The following is a 16,201-nucleotide window of genomic DNA, read 5'->3' on the forward strand; positions in this document are numbered from 1 at the left end:
GATTCTGCGCGCGCAGAAAGGGTATTAGTATTACAGGGTGTTTTATCTTTAAAATAATAACGGTCGGCGAGTAAAAGTTTCAGGTCACTGCTAATGGCGGTTTTATTAAAATCGATATTTACAATTTTGGAGATGAAACTAACGGGTTTGGATTCTGTACTGGGGGATTGTTTTGCACATATATTCGCGCAATATAATGAAACTATAATTGTTATGAATGTTTTCTTCAAGATGTTCTCCTTGTATGAATAATAACTTCCTGAAACTTATTTCATGCTATAGAAACAAAGAGTTAATGTAAAGGATGCGAGGAGCATATTCTGGCAGGAGAGAGTTTGCTTCAGTTACCAGTAAGAATAATTTAAGTATTACGAGCGCGTTGTTTTTAATTTGGTAATAACGCGCTGATGATTATTAACGATTATATACCCAATAAACCTCAAGATGCGGGAGTGAGCACCTGAAAGTGATCTTTAATTCGGGATGTCAGTGAGTCCGCTATATCCGGCAGCGTCTGGTTAAAAAAGACAGATATTGCGTCCCTGAACTCTCGCGTACTGCTGAAGTAGCGATTATTCCGGGCATGTTCGTTCATTAATTTCCACATTCGTTCTATCGGATTCAGGTTTGGACTGTAAGGGGGAAGGTAATGCAGCCTGATATTTACCACCTCCGCCCAGTCTTTCACTAACTGTGAACTGTGGTAACCTGCTCCATCCGCTGCTCGCTCTTAGCCAACTGTCAAATTTGCCCATACACCTGCGCCACATACCGCCCACGCCCGTCCCCATGCCCCAGATCCATCGCCAAAATTGCCAGCGCTTCTTTCCTGTTGAACCCCTGCGCCAGATAGTGACTAATGGTATCCTGCGCCCACGCATAACGCAGGGAATGCGGAGAATATGCGCCAGTCAGACCAATACGCGCCGCCTGGTTGTGCCAGTAGTCCATCGCGCTTTTCAGATCCGGTTTGTCGATCAGTCGGCCATGACGGCTTTCTGCAATAGCCAGCGCATTATCCAGCGCTTTTCTGACAGCTATAGTATCCAGAATCACCGTTTCGCGGGGCCGTCCGCCTTTGGTGCCGAACACCACGGTTAAGCGCGTATCGCTGCGTTCAATGGCCTGTTTCCACGTTTTCAGCGATTGCACGCTCTGCACCGCTTCCTGTGAACGTAAGCCCATCAGCCTCGCCAGTTCCAGCGCAGCCGCCAGACCTGGATCTTTTACACGGGCCATTTCCAGCACATGGCGACAATGCTCCGGCGTAATAGCCCGTCGCGTACCGTTGCGCGATGCACCAGACAGCCCCAGCGATTTATTAGTCAGCCACTCATGCTCTGCCACCTGTTTACGCCCGGCCTGTTGCAGAACAGCGCGCAGCGAGGCCATTTCATTTTGCAGCGTGCGTTTGCCGATCCCCTGCGCCAACCTTTCATGAATATAGCTTTCAATGTGGCGCACCTTAATCTGCGCAACCCGCTGGATATGGACGTTCAAAACCCGTAAGTGGTGATCGAAACGCTGCACGATATGAATGCGATCGTTCACCGTTTTATGGCTACCGCCACAGTGCTTTGCCAGTGCCTTCATTTCACCACCTAACTTGCCCATACACTTCTCCTGTGATTTTGAGAACACAAACAGTCTCCGGCGTATGCTTTTTGGCTGCGCCAGAACGATACCTTTACGCCGGAGTGGCAGTTTGTTGAGGTATAGGGAGTTTCAGACTGTACGCGGTACAGGCTGCCTGTATGAGCAGAAATTCTCCGGGGCATCATGCCCCCCCTCGGTATCGATCTTTTTCTCTTCTTTCTTGCTGACAGCGGCCCCAAAAAGGCGTGTCAGTTTCGGGAATGAACGCCGGAACCCCGAAAACAGGGGCATGGCGCGGTGTAGTGGTTGTGCGTCACTTTGTCGCTTTGCGCGACGAAAGCGACGCACTGGTCGAGTGCAGTACGCGAAAGATCGCAGACTCTGGTGTTATTTTACGGTCACGCGGCAGCAAAGCCGGACGTCTTTGCAGGCCGCAGCCCGTAAAGTAAAAGGCGTTGATGTGGTAACGGGTGCCGGGTGGAATCGCTTCCGTCACGGTGCAGCATTGACCAGAGATCTGGCGCAGGTACCATCGAGATACTCTTTCAGTTCTTTGGTACCGAACGTGTCGATAGCCCGCTGAGCTGCGCCGAGATTAGACGCCAGCTTGTCACCGCCAATGTCTTTATCGGCTTTAACTGCCGCAGCCCAGTCTTCTGTTTGCTTCTGCCATGACTCCGCTTGCTGTTGTTGCACTCCCGCCAGCACTTTCGGATAGACGTCCACCAGCTTCTGCGCCTGCTCTTGCGTCAGGTTCAGTTCACGCGCCACTGGTTCGAACTGCGCCAGCGCGCTGGTATCGAGTTCCTGACCTTCAGGGGCGGTGAACGCGTATTTCTCCGGCGCGCCGGGCGGCGTTTCTTCTTTCGGTGGAGTGGGCTTATTGGGATCGGCGGGTGGGTCGTGTGGTTTTTCAGAAGCGGGACCATCTGACGGTGGATCGGCGGGTGGATTTTCTGACGGTTTTCCTGTACCCGGATCGGTCTGCGTGCCGCCAGCGGTATCGGTTAATGCCATAGGAGGGGGCTCTATTTACTCAACGAACCGTGAAGCCTCCGATTAAGCCCTCAAGAAACTATGGATGTCAAAAAACCCGGCAAACCTTATCAGGTCAACCGGGTAAAGATAAGTTCTTGTTTTTTAAACGTCTCCGGACTCACCAGAATGTCCCGAAACTAAAATCTGGCTCCTCTGACTGGACTCGAACCAGTGACATACGGATTAACAGTCCGCCGTTCTACCGACTGAACTACAGAGGAATCGTGTGAACGGGGCGCATAGTAACGATGTGCGATCGGCTTGTCAAAGGGGGAAATAAGGTTGCGCGTTTGTTTGCTGACAAAAACAACAAAGCGTTGAAGTTTTGATCTAATTTCTACTTTGCCCCGGCATGGCGCAACTTTGTCTGTAATTGCACAAGTCAAATGCTGTGACCTTACCGCAATGGCTATGTACCAGCGTCTGATGAACCGTGAAAAACTGGCAGGCACTTGGCAAATAATTCTGAGACATAACGCCGTAGAGATTAAGGGCAGGGAGTAGAATGAACTTTAGACGTGAAATATTTTGTGAAAATGGTTGATACAGGCAGTCTGACGCCGGTAGCGGAAATGGCAGATAAATTTCTGGTGCAGGCGAAAAGATTTCCGTCAATATCATAGGCAGAATTATGGCGCATCAGCTTTTGGCGACGACACGGGACGAGCGGGTTTTATCGCGCTTTTCCTGAAGGATTTTTTCATCAGCCTGTTTTTTGCGTTCGGGTCAATCCCCTGAGCCAGCAGCCTTTTGGCCTCGTCACGGCGTTGTCTGGCATCAGCAAGCGATATAGCAAGGTAAACCCCAATAGAAAACACCTTCTGTTTGCCATCGAAGCGATAGCCTGACTGCCAGTATTTTGAATCGATAGAGGCCAAACCCGTCAGGGAGCTTGGCGGCCTTTTCCGCTGGTCTGGCATTTTTTACTTTAGTATCAGTCAGTGACATGACGGTTCCCTCCGCGTGCTGGTAAAACGCAAATCGAACCAGCTTTACCAGCAAAAGGGTATGGCTTCGAGTGGTTTTTAGTAAACGAGAGTGAACCTGAAGAAGGGGTTAATCAGTTGATATAAATGCAGAAAGCAGACGTCAGTGAACGTCTGCTTCCCTTAATTTGGCTCCTCTGACTGGACTCGAACCAGTGACATACGGATTAACAGTCCGCCGTTCTACCGACTGAACTACAGAGGAATTGTTTCAACGAGGCGCATAATACTGGGCCGACTATAACGTGTCAACAGTAAAATTAACGCGCCAATTCAATTGGTTAATTAACCCACAAAGTGAGGAATTAATGTTCGGATTCCTCGCCGTAGTCGCCTTCGGCAGCGCTTACCCGTAAGCGCTGAGAAGGATCCTGGCGATAGAACTGGCAAAAACGCTGCCATAGTGCCGGGAAACGTGGAGCAAACAGTTCTGGCGCGCTGAAAAAATACTCTGACAACACGGCAAAACATTCTGCGGGGTCGGTGGCGGCATAGGCATCTATACTGGCAGCGCTTTCGCCAACAAGATCGATTTCATCCTGAATATTATTCATTGCCGCGTGGAGATCGTGTTCCCAGCCAGCCACATCGCGCAACGGGATGAAAGGGATGCCGCTGGCGCGATCGCCATTACGCATATCCAGTTTGTGCGCGACTTCATGAATAATGAGGTTGAAACCCGAAGCATCGAACGAGTCCTGGATATCCAGCCAGTTCAGAATGATGGGCCCTTGTTGCCAGCTTTGCCCCGACTGTACGACACGCTGGCTGTGCACCAGACCTATGTCATCTTCCCATTCATCATCTACCACAAAGGGCGCGGGATAAATGAGCACTTCATGAAAACCATCAAGCCACTCAATACCGAGCTCCAGGATCGGTAAGCAAAAAATTAACGCAATACGTGCACTTTTTAACGAGTCGAGCTCAAATCCCTGTAGCGCTACCAGTCTTTTCTGCTGCAAAAAACGTTCGGCTAGCGCAATAAGCCGAGCCTGTTCTTGCGCGGTGAGGTTTACCAGAAGAGGTATAGCTAGCGCATCATCCCACGGCCAGTCTTCGTTCTGGGTTATTTCTTGTGCTTTCCAGGGCCACTTAATCATCGTTTTGCTCGTAAACTCGTCACTTGAACAAAATTACCCGAATAGGGTCTGTTAAAATGCCAAATTACCTGGCATCATTGCAATATACGGAGAGATGCCGGAGCGGCTGAACGGACCGGTCTCGAAAACCGGAGTAGGGGCAACTCTACCGGGGGTTCAAATCCCCCTCTCTCCGCCAATCATTCAACAAAATCAATCACTGACAAAGCGTTTTTGATTTCGTCATACATAAATCCCTGCATTAAAATTTCTTTCACTCGCTCGATTTTTCTTACTACTGATGCTGTTTTTTACCATTTTGCTGCGCGTCGGGCATCCACTTTTATCTTCTTTAGCTCACAAGCTCACACTCTTTTGCAACGCCCATCTCACATCTCTGGTGACAAAACAGTTTAACTGCCGTTGCTTCACACGGATCTTGTAAGGGTATCTTAAAGGAAATGGATTGCTGGAGGATGGAGGAAAAGAGGCGAAATCATTTTCAGTGGTGATACCGCCTCCCCTGGACATGAGCTTGCCAGAACCTACGCGGTAAATCCTACGACACGAAGCCACGCGCAATTTTATGCGAAAACGCTGGCAATAGCCTTGCTGACTGATGCAAGCTATCTAAAATCGCTTGAAGATGACATCATGCAAAACAATCGCTTAAAAGACTCACCTGTTGATAAGCATGTTGAGGACGAAAAGAAGAAGAAAAATGCAGCCAGGTAAAAAGGGTTACGTTCGCCGTAAGCGAACGTGATCGCATCCAGCCTTAACGAACCTTTTTCCGTTCATCTCCCTTCATGTTTTTCAAAAAACCCTTTTATGAATGCCCCTAAAACGTCATACGCGAATTCGCTATTATTGTTCCCGTCGCGACAACATAGAGATTACGTAAAAAAACAGAGGGCAGACATTGAAAAATATTGGAAATAACGTAAAACGATTTGTCCGTGTTTTTTATCTGTCATTTAAACTTACAGAAATGGCTGTACTGCTATCAGTATAAAGATAATTTCAGTTGTCCAGATAAATCATTTTTAAAACTATTTGTATTAACAGAGTTTATTCATTTGTTGAATGGATGCGTGCTCGTTTGGTCTTGTCATCTTGACGCTTTGAGATCACATATTCTATTCTATCATAGACAGCAGGTGAAATTAGCTGCTGGGATCGATTTTTGATTAATAAAATACTGGATGGAACCACGATGCAATTACCAGAACAGGATGAGTTTTTTGATTTTTTTGCTGCCAATGATGATGAACAAGCCTCTTTAAGGCGTAAGTTTTTTTTGGAGAAACATAAAGAGCCGTGGCTGTCTGAGTCTGCATTAGAGGACTACCAGGCGCTGTTTATGAGTATCTACGGAATTAATATTGACTGGAAAGAGGGAACTTTTAGCCTGCTTGAGGCACTTTCAGATAATCAGAAAGAGAAGCCTGTCACGGTCAAATTCGATTATGATAGTGAGATTGAAACAGCAACGATAAATTTGGTTGATGCGCAGTATATGTTTCATCACTACCCAATGGGAAGTGATGGTTTTGATACAGAACTGGTGCGCATTGAGCATATATTGGCTAATAATGGATATACTTTGCGGGTATATCAGAACAGCATTTTTAGTGATACATTATCGTTCTTACTCATTCCGTCAGATGAGTGGAAACGTGTTGAACAGCATTATAGTCCAGAGCATATTTCTGCATACTTCGTTCCGTATGGAAAACAACTTGTTATTCCTGAGGTTGCTGCTCCAGTCGTAAATTATGTGCCATCCGTTAAACAAGAGGCATCAAATGTCCCTGCGTTGTTTAATGCTCGGGGTATCCGTGTTTATTTTTTAAGTATAATGCTAATCGCATTTGCAATTTATATTTTGTGGAATATCCTGACGAAAATAGAACCTTTATCATCAGGCCAACCTGCTGGCTGTGAAAATGTACAAAATTTATACTCAAAATTACGTCCAGAAGTAGCCGAGCCATTAAAAGAAAAAATGCGTAAGAGTTTGGGCTGTAAATGATAAATTTTCAGTTTAAGAAAATTACACTAATGGATAGCTAATAGAGATATATTTAATTTGATATTGTGTTATCGAAATAGTAATAACAGAATATATACATATTTTTGTGGTGGTGGATGAAGCGATTTTTATCTTATTTGTACAGGAAAAGAAAAAGAGTTTTTTAGCTACCATGACTCTTATTAATTTTGTTGCCGCAAATCAAAAAAACTACGCTTTTAATTTGTTGTCAGTGTTTATCATGGTGTTCTGGTCAGTTATCCTTATTTCCAATATGCAAACTGATATTAATCATAATGAAAAATAAAACTATTTTTTGTGTCTGTTATATTTTTAGTAAATTCATGAAGCTCGCTGTACTCCATCGGGATTCACAGTGATGTCACTCGCGGCGACTTAACGCCGTCGTCCTCGGTCATCGTCGCACCCGGCCTGTTGCCCGAAATGTTCCCCTGTAGACATGGGCGCTGGGCAGAAGATTAATTGCTGTGAGGGAAACGCGCTGGCGCGTGGCGATAACTTACGCTGCGGGACTGTCGACGCTGTACAGAAAATCTGGCCTCCAGGCTGGCTTAAATATGCGCACATGACAATACAACCGGAAAATTTACAAAACCCATAATTTGAACTGAGAGAGAAACTTACAAACGAAGCGACGAAGATTTAAACAGCCGTAGCGACTCCGGTATCTTGCGCGCATGTTCAAATAATACTACTGTATATAAAAACAGTATTCGAGGTATGGATTATGGAATTTTTCAGACCTACAGAGTTGCGCGAAATTATTCCTCTCCCATTTTTCAGTTACTTAGTGCCGTGTGGATTCCCCAGCCCCGCAGCGGACTACATTGAGCAGCGTATCGATCTTAATGAGTTGCTCGTTTCTCATCCCAGCTCAACATATTTTGTCAAAGCCACGGGTGATTCAATGATTGAAGCAGGCATCAGCGACGGCGACCTGCTGGTGGTGGATAGCTCACGGAACGCTGACCACGGTGACATTGTAATTGCGGCAATTGAAGGAGAGTTCACCGTAAAACGGTTGCAGTTGCGCCCGACAGTGCAGCTAATCCCCATGAACGGCGCCTATCGACCTATACCTGTCGGCAGTGAAGACACGCTCGACATATTCGGGGTGGTGACCTTTATCATTAAAGCGGTCAGTTGATTATGTTCGCGCTCTGCGATGTTAATAGCTTTTACGCCTCCTGCGAAACGGTCTTTCGTCCTGATTTATGTGGCCGACCGGTGGTGGTGTTATCAAACAATGATGGCTGCGTTATCGCGTGTAGCGCCGAGGCGAAACAGCTCGGTATCGCACCAGGTGAGCCATACTTCAAACAGAAAGAACGCTTCCGGCGATCCGGTGTTGTTTGCTTCAGCAGTAATTACGAGCTTTACGCTGATATGTCGAACCGGGTAATGACCACACTCGAGGAGATGGTGCCGCGGGTAGAAATTTACAGCATTGATGAGGCTTTTTGTGATCTGACGGGGGTACGAAACTGCCGGGATCTGACAGATTTCGGGCGCGAGATAAGAGCGACGGTCCTGAAGCGCACGCACCTGACTGTCGGTGTAGGCATTGCCCAGACGAAAACCCTTGCCAAGCTGGCTAATCATGCTGCGAAAAAGTGGCAGCACCAGACCGGCGGGGTGGTTGACTTGTCGAACATCGATCGCCAGCGTCGGCTGCTGGCCCTGATACCCGTAGAGGATGTCTGGGGTGTCGGCAGGCGCATCAGTAAGAAGCTCAATGCCCTGGGCATCAAGACTGCTCTCGATCTCTCTGAACAAAGTACCTGGATCATCAGGAAACACTTCAATGTCGTGCTGGAGCGTACCGTGAGAGAGCTTCGCGGAGAGCCATGTCTGGAGCTTGAAGAGTTTGCGCCGGCAAAGCAGGAAATCGTTTGTAGCCGCTCTTTCGGCGAGCGGGTCACAGACTATGAGGAAATGCGCCAGGCTATTTACAGCTACGCTGCGCGCGCGGCAGAAAAACTCCGCGGCGAGCACCAGTACTGCCGTTTCATCTCAACATTCGTCAAAACATCCCCCTTTGCCCTGAACGAGCCCTACTACGGTAACAGCGCCGCGGTGACGCTTCTCACCCCCACGCAGGATTCACGCGACATTATCAATGCGGCTGTGAAATGCCTGGATAAAATCTGGCGCGACGGCCATCGCTACCAGAAAGCGGGGGTGATGCTGGGTGACTTCTTCAGTCAGGGCGTAGCGCAACTCAACCTTTTCGACGATAACGCGCCGCGCGCCGGTAGTGCGAAGTTGATGGAAGTACTGGACCATCTTAACGCAAAAGACGGGAAGGGGACGCTGTACTTCGCCGGGCAGGGGATGTCGCAACAGTGGGCTATGAAGCGAGAAATGCTTTCGCCTCGGTACACCACAAGATACTCTGATCTACTGCGTGTTAAGTAACTTGTGCGATCAATGCCTGAGATAGTTGCCAAATCATCCCCGTTCTCTAACCGGTTTTGGTCACACAAGATCACAGGAACCTCTCACGATGAGGCGCATGTATCCTGGTTTACGACATCAGGAAATGTGGCGCATTTATTGCCAGGTAGGCGTTGTGAGACGTCACTTATTTACGCCAGGTTTCAGCCGTAGCGACGGGCATGGATAAAAAGAGTATGGCAATCAGCGTGATAATGCTAAAAAACAATTAATATTTTTTTAACAAAACTAAAGCTTGCTATGTGAAGTTAACCATGCGTTAATGGTTGTGCGGTTTGATACAAACTTATCTGAAGTAGTGATTGTAATATTTCTCATCATTTGTTCCTCTTGAGATCTCCTTTAGGTTTTTTTCTCTCTGATAATTTTCTTCAGGCCATTTTGCCCAAGGGCTCATTCAAAAGGTAACAATATTATGACGACGAAAATCACTGGTTTAGTAAAATGGTTTAACCCTGAAAAGGGCTTTGGTTTCATTACGCCTAAAGATGGCAGCAAAGATGTGTTTGTGCATTTTTCCGCCATTCAAAGTAATGAATTCCGCACTCTGAATGAAAATCAGGAAGTGGAGTTTTCAGTAGAGCAGGGACCAAAAGGTCCATCAGCGGTTAACGTTGTGGCGCTTTAAGGTATCTGATATTACTAATAAAATTCACTTCCGGTGTCCATGTTGCCATGGTTCACAATACAGAACATCGACATTCGATGTTACTGAGCAAAACCCATTTGGCGCGAAATGTATTTTTTGTAAGTCAACCATGATCACTTTTGATAATGTTGGATTATACATTCGCTCAGGACAGGTTCCGCCAGATTTTAGAAAATAATTCATATTAGCTCCGTACCGGAGCTTTTTTATGCCCGATGATTATCATCTATAGACGCTGACATCCATCATCTATAGTGGCATTTACCTTTCCCCAAAGGTGTTATTTCTCTTGCAGACAGCGCCTGAAAAGAGCGACGTTGTCTTCATCTATCCGATGAAGCCAGGTCACCTGTCTTTGCGCCGTTATCCGTTATTTAATTCTTGCCCTATAATAACAAGCCCGCGCTAAGCACGGGCTTGAATAACATAAAGCGTCTTAGAACTGGTAGACCAGACCAACACCTACGATATCATCGGTTGCAATACCGTTGCTTGCGTAGAAGTCATCATCTTCGTCCAGCAGGTTGATTTTATAATCAACGTAGGTGGACATATTTTTGTTGAAGTAGTAAGTCATACCGACGTCAACATATTTAACCAGATCTTTGTTGGTGTAACGCCAGTTGCCACGATGGACTTCCTGACCGCCTAAATCTTTGCCCTTAGACTGCAAGTAGGCGATGGACGGACGCAGACCGAAATCGAACTGATACTGCGCAACCACTTCAAAGTTCTGGGTTTTGTTAGCAATACCGCCATTATCTTCGCCATTACCGCCGCCATAATAGGTCATGTTGCGGGTTTCAGCGTACATCGCCGCCAGGTAAACATTGTAGGCGTCATATTTGGCACCTACTGTCCAGGCTTCAGCGGTTTCACCACCAGCATAGTTGTTGCGCTCATTCATGCCGTCGCCATAACCACGAGCAACCTGATTGTCCGTACGGTCAGAGGAAGAGTAGGCCGCACCCAGGCTTAACCCGAAGTCAAAGTCATAGGAGGCAGACATACCGAAACCGTCGCCGTTTTCACGGGCCAGTTTGCGGCTGCCGCCGTTACCTGTACCTTCACCAGCACCGCCGTTTTCATTATTACCCTGGTACTGCAACGCGAAGTTCAGGCCTTCCACCAGACCGAAGAAGTCGGTATTACGGTAGGTGGCAACGCCGTTGGTTCTGCCCAGCATATAGACATCGGTCTGGGTATAAGTATCACCGCCGAATTCCGGCAGCGCATCGGTCCAGGCTTCAATGTCGTAGATAACACCATAGTTACGGCCATAATCGAAAGAGCCGTACTCGCCGAATTTCAGACCGGCAAAGCCCAGACGAGTCCAGGAGTTTGCACCTTCGCCTTCGGTGGTGTTCACCTTAATGTTGTATTCCCACTGACCATAGCCGGTCAGCATATCGTTGATCTGCGTTTCGCCTTTAAAGCCAATACGGGCGTAGGACTGGTCGCCATCGTCGCCTGCATTGTCAGAGAAGTAACGCAGACCATCAACTTTGCCGTACAGGTCGAGTTTGTTGCCATTTTTATTATAAACTTCAGCCGCATTTGCTGCGCCTGCCACTAATAACGCCGGGACAAGCAGTGCCAGAACTTTTCTGTTCATTATGTATTCCCTTATGATAATAATTTATATGAATATGTAGCCACTTCAACAAAACTACAAATTGATACTATTCTATGAAGTTCATGGAATTTAAAAAATAACATGTAACAAAGCTATTTAAAATATTTCAATTTGTTTCCGTTTGGTTTTTTATAATACTGGCTATATAAGTAACTAAGAATATATATTCTATAATTATCATTTTTTATCAATGAGTTATGTGTTTTGATTTGATGGTTGCTGGTGTGAATATAATTTGTTTTTTATATGTATTTGAAGCTTTGATTATGAAAAAGCATAAAAAAAACCGGCATAAATGCCGGTAATGTGGGTAATGATAAAATAAATGATAAAAGGCTAATAACCGAATCATTCTGACACTTAATGCTGATAAAATAAAACGCTATCGCGGTGCGTAAAAATAAGTTGTTCTGGTGATGGGTTATTCTGCATCAGAGTGCGATTCAATCACCATTCCCTTATTTAACAGCAGGTTCAGCGCCAGACGCAACATTAACTGAGAATAAACTATTTGTGGAATGAATAACCAGAACAGGTGGATAAGGTATTTCATGGTCGAAATGTGACTAATGTCACATTATAATGTAATTAATGTCATATGACTTACATCACAAAAGCGGAGTAAAGTTTGAGTACCAGGGAGGACAACGCCACCCGTAGCATGGGCGGTAAATTAGCGTTATGGGTTTTTTATACCTTTTGCGGCTACTTCATCTGGGCGATGGCGCGTTGCGTGTGGCTGATGTCCGCCATACAAACCGAGCCGGTTCTCGGCCCAATCAGCACTCCTGGCAGCGCAACGGAAAAATGGCTTAACGCGCTTTCGCTGGGCGTCGTCTGGCTTATTCTGGGGAGTATTGCCTGGTACACCCGGCCTCGCAAAAACAGGGGGTATCCCGCCGACACTCAGCCAGAAACGCGCAAGCACGCAAGGATGTAAAGTGGCGGCGGATATGTCAGGATAGCGAACCCTGTGCTCAGGCATGTAATAAAAATGGTCTGCTATAAAGAGAGGGCGTATGGACTCAGGATACTGGCAATCGCAGTTTGAAGACTGGCTACGTCACCACCACCAGGAACAGGATGCCGCCCATGACATCTTCCATTTTCGTCGTGTTTGGGCAACCGCGCAAACGCTGGGGGAAAACGTTCCTGTCGACTGGCTGGTGGTGCTATCGGCATGTTATTTCCATGACATCGTCAGCCTGGCGAAAAATCATCCGCAGCGGCATCGTTCTTCCATTCTGGCGGCGGCAGAAACCCGGCGTATTTTTCTGCGGGATTTTCCTGACTTTCCGGCAGAAAAACTGACGGGCATTTGTCATGCTATCGAAGCGCATAGTTTCAGCGCAAAAATTGCGCCTACCACGCCAGAGGCAAAAATCGTGCAGGATGCAGACAGGCTGGAGGCGTTGGGCGCCATTGGTCTGGCGCGGGTCTTCGCGGTCTCCGGCGCGCTGGGCGTCGCGCTGTTTGATGCCGACGATCCCTTTGCCGACAGACGGCCTCTTAACGATAAGCAATTCGCGCTCGACCATTTTCAAACCAAGCTGCTGAAACTGCCGCTGACGATGCAGACCGAACGGGGCAAGTACCTGGCGCAGCGTAATGCGGATTTTCTGGTGTCGTACATGGCGAAACTGAGCGCTGAGCTGAAAGGCGACTATGAAACACGGGATGAGGCGGTCATCCAGATGTTTGCTACGCATCAGTAACCCCTGCCGCTGAAACGTAAACCGCGTCATTTTATGTTAGTCTGTCGGCAATTATTTTTGGCCGGTTAAATGTATGCAGGAAAATATTTCAGTAACACACGCCCGGAACCTCATCGCCGACGACGCCGGAAGCGAGATCCAGGCGATGCTGAGTCAATTGCTGGAAATCTACGATGTTAAAACGCTGGTGGCGCACCTTAACGGCTTGGGCGAGCAGCACTGGAGCCCGGCCATCTTCAAGCGCGTAATGATGAACGCGGCATGGCATCGCTTGAGCGACAATGAACTCACCTGTCTTAAAACAGGGTTGCCGACGCCGCCAGCGCATCATCCGCATTACGCCTTTCGTTTTATTGATCTCTTCGCGGGCATCGGCGGCATTCGCCGCGGATTTGAAGCGATAGGCGGACAGTGCGTGTTTACCAGCGAATGGAATAAGCACGCGGTACGGACATATAAAGCGAACTATTTTTGCGATCCGCTGCAACATCGCTTTAATGAAGATATCCGCGATATCACATTGAGCCACCGGGAAGGGGTCAGCGATGATGAGGCGGCGGAACACATTCGCCAGCATATTCCGCAACATGATGTCCTGCTGGCGGGCTTTCCCTGTCAGCCATTTTCTCTGGCGGGCGTTTCCAAGAAAAATGCGCTGGGCCGCGCCCACGGCTTTGCCTGCGAGACTCAGGGGACGTTATTTTTTGATGTCGTAAGAATTATCGACGCTCGCCGCCCCGCGCTGTTTGTGCTGGAAAATGTGAAAAACCTTAAAAGTCACGACCAGGGCAACACCTTCCGCATTATTATGCAAACGCTCGATGAACTGGGATATGACGTGGCGGATGCCGCTGACAATGGCCCGGACGATCCGAAAATTATCGACGGGCAGCACTTTCTTCCTCAGCATCGGGAACGTATTGTGTTGGTGGGATTCCGTCGCGATTTAAACCTGAAAACCGATTTTACGTTACGCAATATCGCCCGTTGTTATCCACCGCGCCGTCCGACGCTGGCAGAACTGCTGGAGCCCGTCGTCGAAGCCAAATATATCCTGACGCCGGTGCTGTGGAAATATTTATATCGCTACGCGAAAAAGCACCAGGCGCGGGGAAACGGTTTTGGCTATGGCATGGTTTATCCTGACAATCCGGAAAGTGTGGCGCGCACGTTATCTGCTCGCTACTACAAAGATGGCGCCGAAATTCTGATCGATCGTGGTTGGGATATGGCGAAAGGCGAAGTGAATTTCGACGATGCTGGCAACCAACAACATCGTCCCCGCCGACTCACGCCGAGAGAGTGCGCGCGTTTAATGGGATTTGAGGCGCCGCAAACGTACCAGTTCAGGATACCTGTCTCGGATACGCAGGCCTATCGCCAGTTTGGCAACTCCGTGGTGGTGCCGGTATTTGCCGCGGTAGCAAAGCTGCTGGAACCCAAAATTCACCAGGCGGTGACGCTGCGTCAGAGAGAGACGGTAGATGGCGGACGTTCACGATAAAGCCACGCGCAGTAAAAATATGCGCGCGATAGCAACCCGCGATACGGCTATTGAAAAACGTCTTGCCGGCCTGCTAAGCGCGCAGGGGATTACGTTTCATACTCAGGACGCGACATTACCGGGCAAGCCGGACTTTGTGGTGAATGACTATGATTGTGTGATTTTTACTCACGGCTGCTTTTGGCATCATCACCACTGTTATCTGTTCAAAGTACCGGCCACGCGGACGGCTTTCTGGCTGGAAAAAATCGGTAAGAACGTTGAGCGCGATGAGCGCGATATTCAGCGTTTACAGGCGCTTGGCTGGCGGGTGCTGATCGTCTGGGAGTGCGCCTTGCGCGGGCGAGCGAAATTGAGCGACGCGGCGTTGGCGGAGCGCCTGGAAGAGTGGATCTGCGGCGGCGGCGCCAGCGCGCAGATCGACACCCAGGGGATTCATCTACTGGCGTGAATCTTCCGTTTTACACGGCGTGACCACCGCCTTGACAGGAAACAGGTACTTACCCAGAGTCACCAGCACTACGGCAAACACAATCACACCCAGCGCGGCCCATTCAACGGGCGATAACCTCTCGCCGCCCAGGCCAGTGCCAAGCAACACGGCGACAACCGGATTCACATAGGCGTAGCTGGTCGCCAGCGCCGGACTGACGTTGCGAATCAGGTACATATAGGCATTAATGGCGATAATAGAACCGAACAACGCCAGGTAACCGACGGCCATAAACCCCGATAAACCAGGCAGCGTGGCGAGCTTTTCGCCGGAAAGAAACGCCGCGCAAAGCAATACCACGCCCGCCGCCAGCATTTCAATCGCGCCCGCCATCATGCCCACAGGGAGGGCGATGCGCGAGCCGTAAACGGAACCAAATGCCCAGCTCATCGAACCTATCAGGATCAAAATCGCGCCCCACGGATTGCCGCTTAAATTACCGCCGCTGTTCAGCAGAATAATCCCGGCAAGTCCAATGGCAATCCCCACCCATTCTAATTTGCGCGTTTTAATACCAAAAAAGTAGCTAAAGCACAGCGTAAATAGCGGGACAGTGGCGACCACGACGGCAGCAATGCCCGATGGCACGTTTTGATGCTCCGCCACCGTCACCAGACCGTTACCCACCGCCAGCAGCAGTAGACCAATCAGCGCGGCGTTGATGGTCTGGCGCAGCGGCGGAAGTTTTTCGCCGCGCAACAGCAAAAACGCCATGAGCAACATCCCCGCCGAGAGAAAACGTACGCCAGCCATCATCAGCGGCGGCCAGCTTTCAACGCCTATGCGGATAACAAAATAGGTAGACCCCCAAATGATGTACAAGGCAAAAAGCGCGCCAAAAAGAGGTAATAACTGCCGGAAACGCATAATCACTCACGGTGAAATAAAAAGGGTGAATATAGTAAACGTCAAAATTATTATGCTGGCGAGCATTATAATTGTCCTTTTGGAATAAAAAGGCGTTGACCCGCGCCGCCGGTTTCGGCATT

15 protein-coding genes, 3 tRNA genes and 3 pseudogenes are annotated in these 16,201 nt (G+C 48.4%); 11 read left to right on the top strand and 10 right to left on the bottom strand.

Annotated elements, in window-relative coordinates:
- Nucleotides 1-439: 439 nt before the first annotated feature.
- From K8W53_RS09245 to mtfA, 7 genes and pseudogenes are all read right to left on the bottom strand, one after another.
- Nucleotides 440-718 (bottom strand): annotated as a pseudogene (locus K8W53_RS09245) (transposase); the annotation flags it as partial.
- A 23-nt stretch (nucleotides 719-741) separates the two neighbouring features.
- Nucleotides 742-1,614, bottom strand: a complete 873-nt coding sequence (locus K8W53_RS09250) for an integrase domain-containing protein (protein ID WP_023223650.1) — start codon at nucleotides 1,612-1,614, stop codon at nucleotides 742-744.
- Between the two features lie 474 nt (nucleotides 1,615-2,088).
- Nucleotides 2,089-2,613 (bottom strand): peptidase, encoded by a 525-nt coding sequence (locus K8W53_RS09255; protein WP_001219023.1) that lies wholly within the window; start codon nucleotides 2,611-2,613, stop codon nucleotides 2,089-2,091.
- Nucleotides 2,614-2,779: 166 nt separating this feature from the next.
- Nucleotides 2,780-2,855, bottom strand: a tRNA-Asn gene (locus K8W53_RS09260).
- 421 nt (nucleotides 2,856-3,276) lie between these two features.
- A pseudogene (locus K8W53_RS09265) lies at nucleotides 3,277-3,582 on the bottom strand (Arm DNA-binding domain-containing protein); the annotation flags it as partial.
- Between the two features lie 167 nt (nucleotides 3,583-3,749).
- Nucleotides 3,750-3,825 (bottom strand) — tRNA-Asn (locus tag K8W53_RS09270).
- Between the two features lie 100 nt (nucleotides 3,826-3,925).
- Nucleotides 3,926-4,723 carry a DgsA anti-repressor MtfA gene (gene mtfA / locus K8W53_RS09275; RefSeq protein ID WP_000598920.1) on the bottom strand — a complete coding sequence of 266 codons (798 nt, stop codon included), beginning with the start codon at nucleotides 4,721-4,723 and terminating at the stop codon, nucleotides 3,926-3,928.
- 88 nt (nucleotides 4,724-4,811) lie between these two features.
- Here mtfA and K8W53_RS09280 point away from each other — a divergent pair.
- The 7 genes and pseudogenes from K8W53_RS09280 to K8W53_RS09310 all read left to right on the top strand — a co-directional run bounded on the left by K8W53_RS09280 (nucleotide 4,812) and on the right by K8W53_RS09310 (nucleotide 10,042).
- Nucleotides 4,812-4,901: transfer RNA gene (locus K8W53_RS09280), tRNA-Ser, on the top strand.
- Nucleotides 4,902-5,191: 290 nt separating this feature from the next.
- Nucleotides 5,192-5,437: pseudogene (locus K8W53_RS23905) on the top strand (hypothetical protein); the annotation flags it as partial.
- Nucleotides 5,438-5,918: 481 nt separating this feature from the next.
- Nucleotides 5,919-6,737, top strand: coding sequence for a hypothetical protein (locus K8W53_RS09285; RefSeq protein ID WP_017441836.1), 819 nt, complete (start codon nucleotides 5,919-5,921; stop codon nucleotides 6,735-6,737).
- 748 nt (nucleotides 6,738-7,485) lie between these two features.
- A complete protein-coding gene (locus tag K8W53_RS09295; protein ID WP_000394197.1) occupies nucleotides 7,486-7,905 on the top strand; it encodes a translesion error-prone DNA polymerase V autoproteolytic subunit in 420 nt (139 codons plus the stop codon).
- 2 nt (nucleotides 7,906-7,907) lie between these two features.
- Nucleotides 7,908-9,176, top strand: a complete 1,269-nt coding sequence (locus K8W53_RS09300) for a Y-family DNA polymerase (protein WP_023224669.1) — start codon at nucleotides 7,908-7,910, stop codon at nucleotides 9,174-9,176.
- A gap of 454 nt (nucleotides 9,177-9,630) precedes the next feature.
- Complete coding sequence (locus tag K8W53_RS09305; protein WP_000208509.1) at nucleotides 9,631-9,843, top strand: cold shock domain-containing protein; 213 nt, start codon at nucleotides 9,631-9,633, stop codon at nucleotides 9,841-9,843.
- Between the two features lie 10 nt (nucleotides 9,844-9,853).
- Nucleotides 9,854-10,042, top strand: a complete 189-nt coding sequence (locus K8W53_RS09310) for a hypothetical protein (RefSeq protein WP_024131109.1) — start codon at nucleotides 9,854-9,856, stop codon at nucleotides 10,040-10,042.
- Nucleotides 10,043-10,300: 258 nt separating this feature from the next.
- On the opposite strand, the gene ompS1 is transcribed toward K8W53_RS09310, so the two are convergent.
- Nucleotides 10,301-11,479 carry a porin OmpS1 gene (ompS1, locus tag K8W53_RS09315; protein WP_052939410.1) on the bottom strand — a complete coding sequence of 393 codons (1,179 nt, stop codon included), beginning with the start codon at nucleotides 11,477-11,479 and terminating at the stop codon, nucleotides 10,301-10,303.
- A 442-nt stretch (nucleotides 11,480-11,921) separates the two neighbouring features.
- The gene (locus K8W53_RS23850) at nucleotides 11,922-12,053 is read right to left on the bottom strand and encodes a hypothetical protein (RefSeq protein WP_001575978.1); all 132 of its coding nucleotides are present in this window, start codon (nucleotides 12,051-12,053) and stop codon (nucleotides 11,922-11,924) included.
- 75 nt (nucleotides 12,054-12,128) lie between these two features.
- On the opposite strand from K8W53_RS23850, the gene drpB reads away from it, so the two are divergent.
- The 4 genes from drpB (at nucleotide 12,129) to K8W53_RS09335 (ending at nucleotide 15,170) form a co-directional block, all read left to right on the top strand.
- Nucleotides 12,129-12,440 (top strand): cell division protein DrpB, encoded by a 312-nt coding sequence (gene drpB, locus K8W53_RS09320; RefSeq protein WP_000107435.1) that lies wholly within the window; start codon nucleotides 12,129-12,131, stop codon nucleotides 12,438-12,440.
- A 79-nt stretch (nucleotides 12,441-12,519) separates the two neighbouring features.
- The gene (locus tag K8W53_RS09325; protein WP_023224667.1) at nucleotides 12,520-13,215 is read left to right on the top strand and encodes a phosphohydrolase; all 696 of its coding nucleotides are present in this window, start codon (nucleotides 12,520-12,522) and stop codon (nucleotides 13,213-13,215) included.
- Between the two features lie 73 nt (nucleotides 13,216-13,288).
- Nucleotides 13,289-14,719 carry a DNA cytosine methyltransferase gene (locus K8W53_RS09330; RefSeq protein ID WP_001157305.1) on the top strand — a complete coding sequence of 477 codons (1,431 nt, stop codon included), beginning with the start codon at nucleotides 13,289-13,291 and terminating at the stop codon, nucleotides 14,717-14,719.
- Nucleotides 14,700-15,170: a very short patch repair endonuclease gene (locus tag K8W53_RS09335; protein ID WP_000785978.1), complete on the top strand. Its 471-nt coding sequence runs from the start codon at nucleotides 14,700-14,702 to the stop codon at nucleotides 15,168-15,170. The genes K8W53_RS09330 and K8W53_RS09335 overlap by 20 nt, the downstream gene beginning before the upstream one ends.
- Here the strand turns inward: K8W53_RS09335 and yedA are convergent.
- Nucleotides 15,159-16,079, bottom strand: a complete 921-nt coding sequence (yedA, locus tag K8W53_RS09340) for a drug/metabolite exporter YedA (protein WP_001212264.1) — start codon at nucleotides 16,077-16,079, stop codon at nucleotides 15,159-15,161. The two genes, K8W53_RS09335 and yedA, sit on opposite strands and share 12 nt — an antisense overlap.
- Between the last annotated feature and the right edge of the window lie 122 nt (nucleotides 16,080-16,201).

The sequence above is a fragment of the Salmonella sp. A29-2 genome (genome assembly GCF_020150755.1).
GTDB classification, from domain to species: domain Bacteria; phylum Pseudomonadota; class Gammaproteobacteria; order Enterobacterales; family Enterobacteriaceae; genus Salmonella; species Salmonella enterica.

Coding starts and splice junctions, on each gene's coding strand:
- K8W53_RS09325 (WP_023224667.1), top strand. CDS start 12,520: ATGGACTCAGGATACTGGCAATCGCAGTTTGAAGACTGGCTACGTCAC.
- K8W53_RS23850 (WP_001575978.1), bottom strand. CDS start 12,053: ATGAAATACCTTATCCACCTGTTCTGGTTATTCATTCCACAAATAGTT.
- ompS1 (WP_052939410.1), bottom strand. CDS start 11,479: ATGAACAGAAAAGTTCTGGCACTGCTTGTCCCGGCGTTATTAGTGGCA.
- K8W53_RS09285 (WP_017441836.1), top strand. CDS start 5,919: ATGCAATTACCAGAACAGGATGAGTTTTTTGATTTTTTTGCTGCCAAT.
- K8W53_RS09250 (WP_023223650.1), bottom strand. CDS start 1,614: ATGGGCAAGTTAGGTGGTGAAATGAAGGCACTGGCAAAGCACTGTGGC.
- K8W53_RS09255 (WP_001219023.1), bottom strand. CDS start 2,613: ATGGCATTAACCGATACCGCTGGCGGCACGCAGACCGATCCGGGTACA.
- K8W53_RS09300 (WP_023224669.1), top strand. CDS start 7,908: ATGTTCGCGCTCTGCGATGTTAATAGCTTTTACGCCTCCTGCGAAACG.
- K8W53_RS09330 (WP_001157305.1), top strand. CDS start 13,289: ATGCAGGAAAATATTTCAGTAACACACGCCCGGAACCTCATCGCCGAC.
- K8W53_RS09335 (WP_000785978.1), top strand. CDS start 14,700: ATGGCGGACGTTCACGATAAAGCCACGCGCAGTAAAAATATGCGCGCG.
- mtfA (WP_000598920.1), bottom strand. CDS start 4,723: ATGATTAAGTGGCCCTGGAAAGCACAAGAAATAACCCAGAACGAAGAC.
- K8W53_RS09295 (WP_000394197.1), top strand. CDS start 7,486: ATGGAATTTTTCAGACCTACAGAGTTGCGCGAAATTATTCCTCTCCCA.
- yedA (WP_001212264.1), bottom strand. CDS start 16,079: ATGCGTTTCCGGCAGTTATTACCTCTTTTTGGCGCGCTTTTTGCCTTG.
- K8W53_RS09305 (WP_000208509.1), top strand. CDS start 9,631: ATGACGACGAAAATCACTGGTTTAGTAAAATGGTTTAACCCTGAAAAG.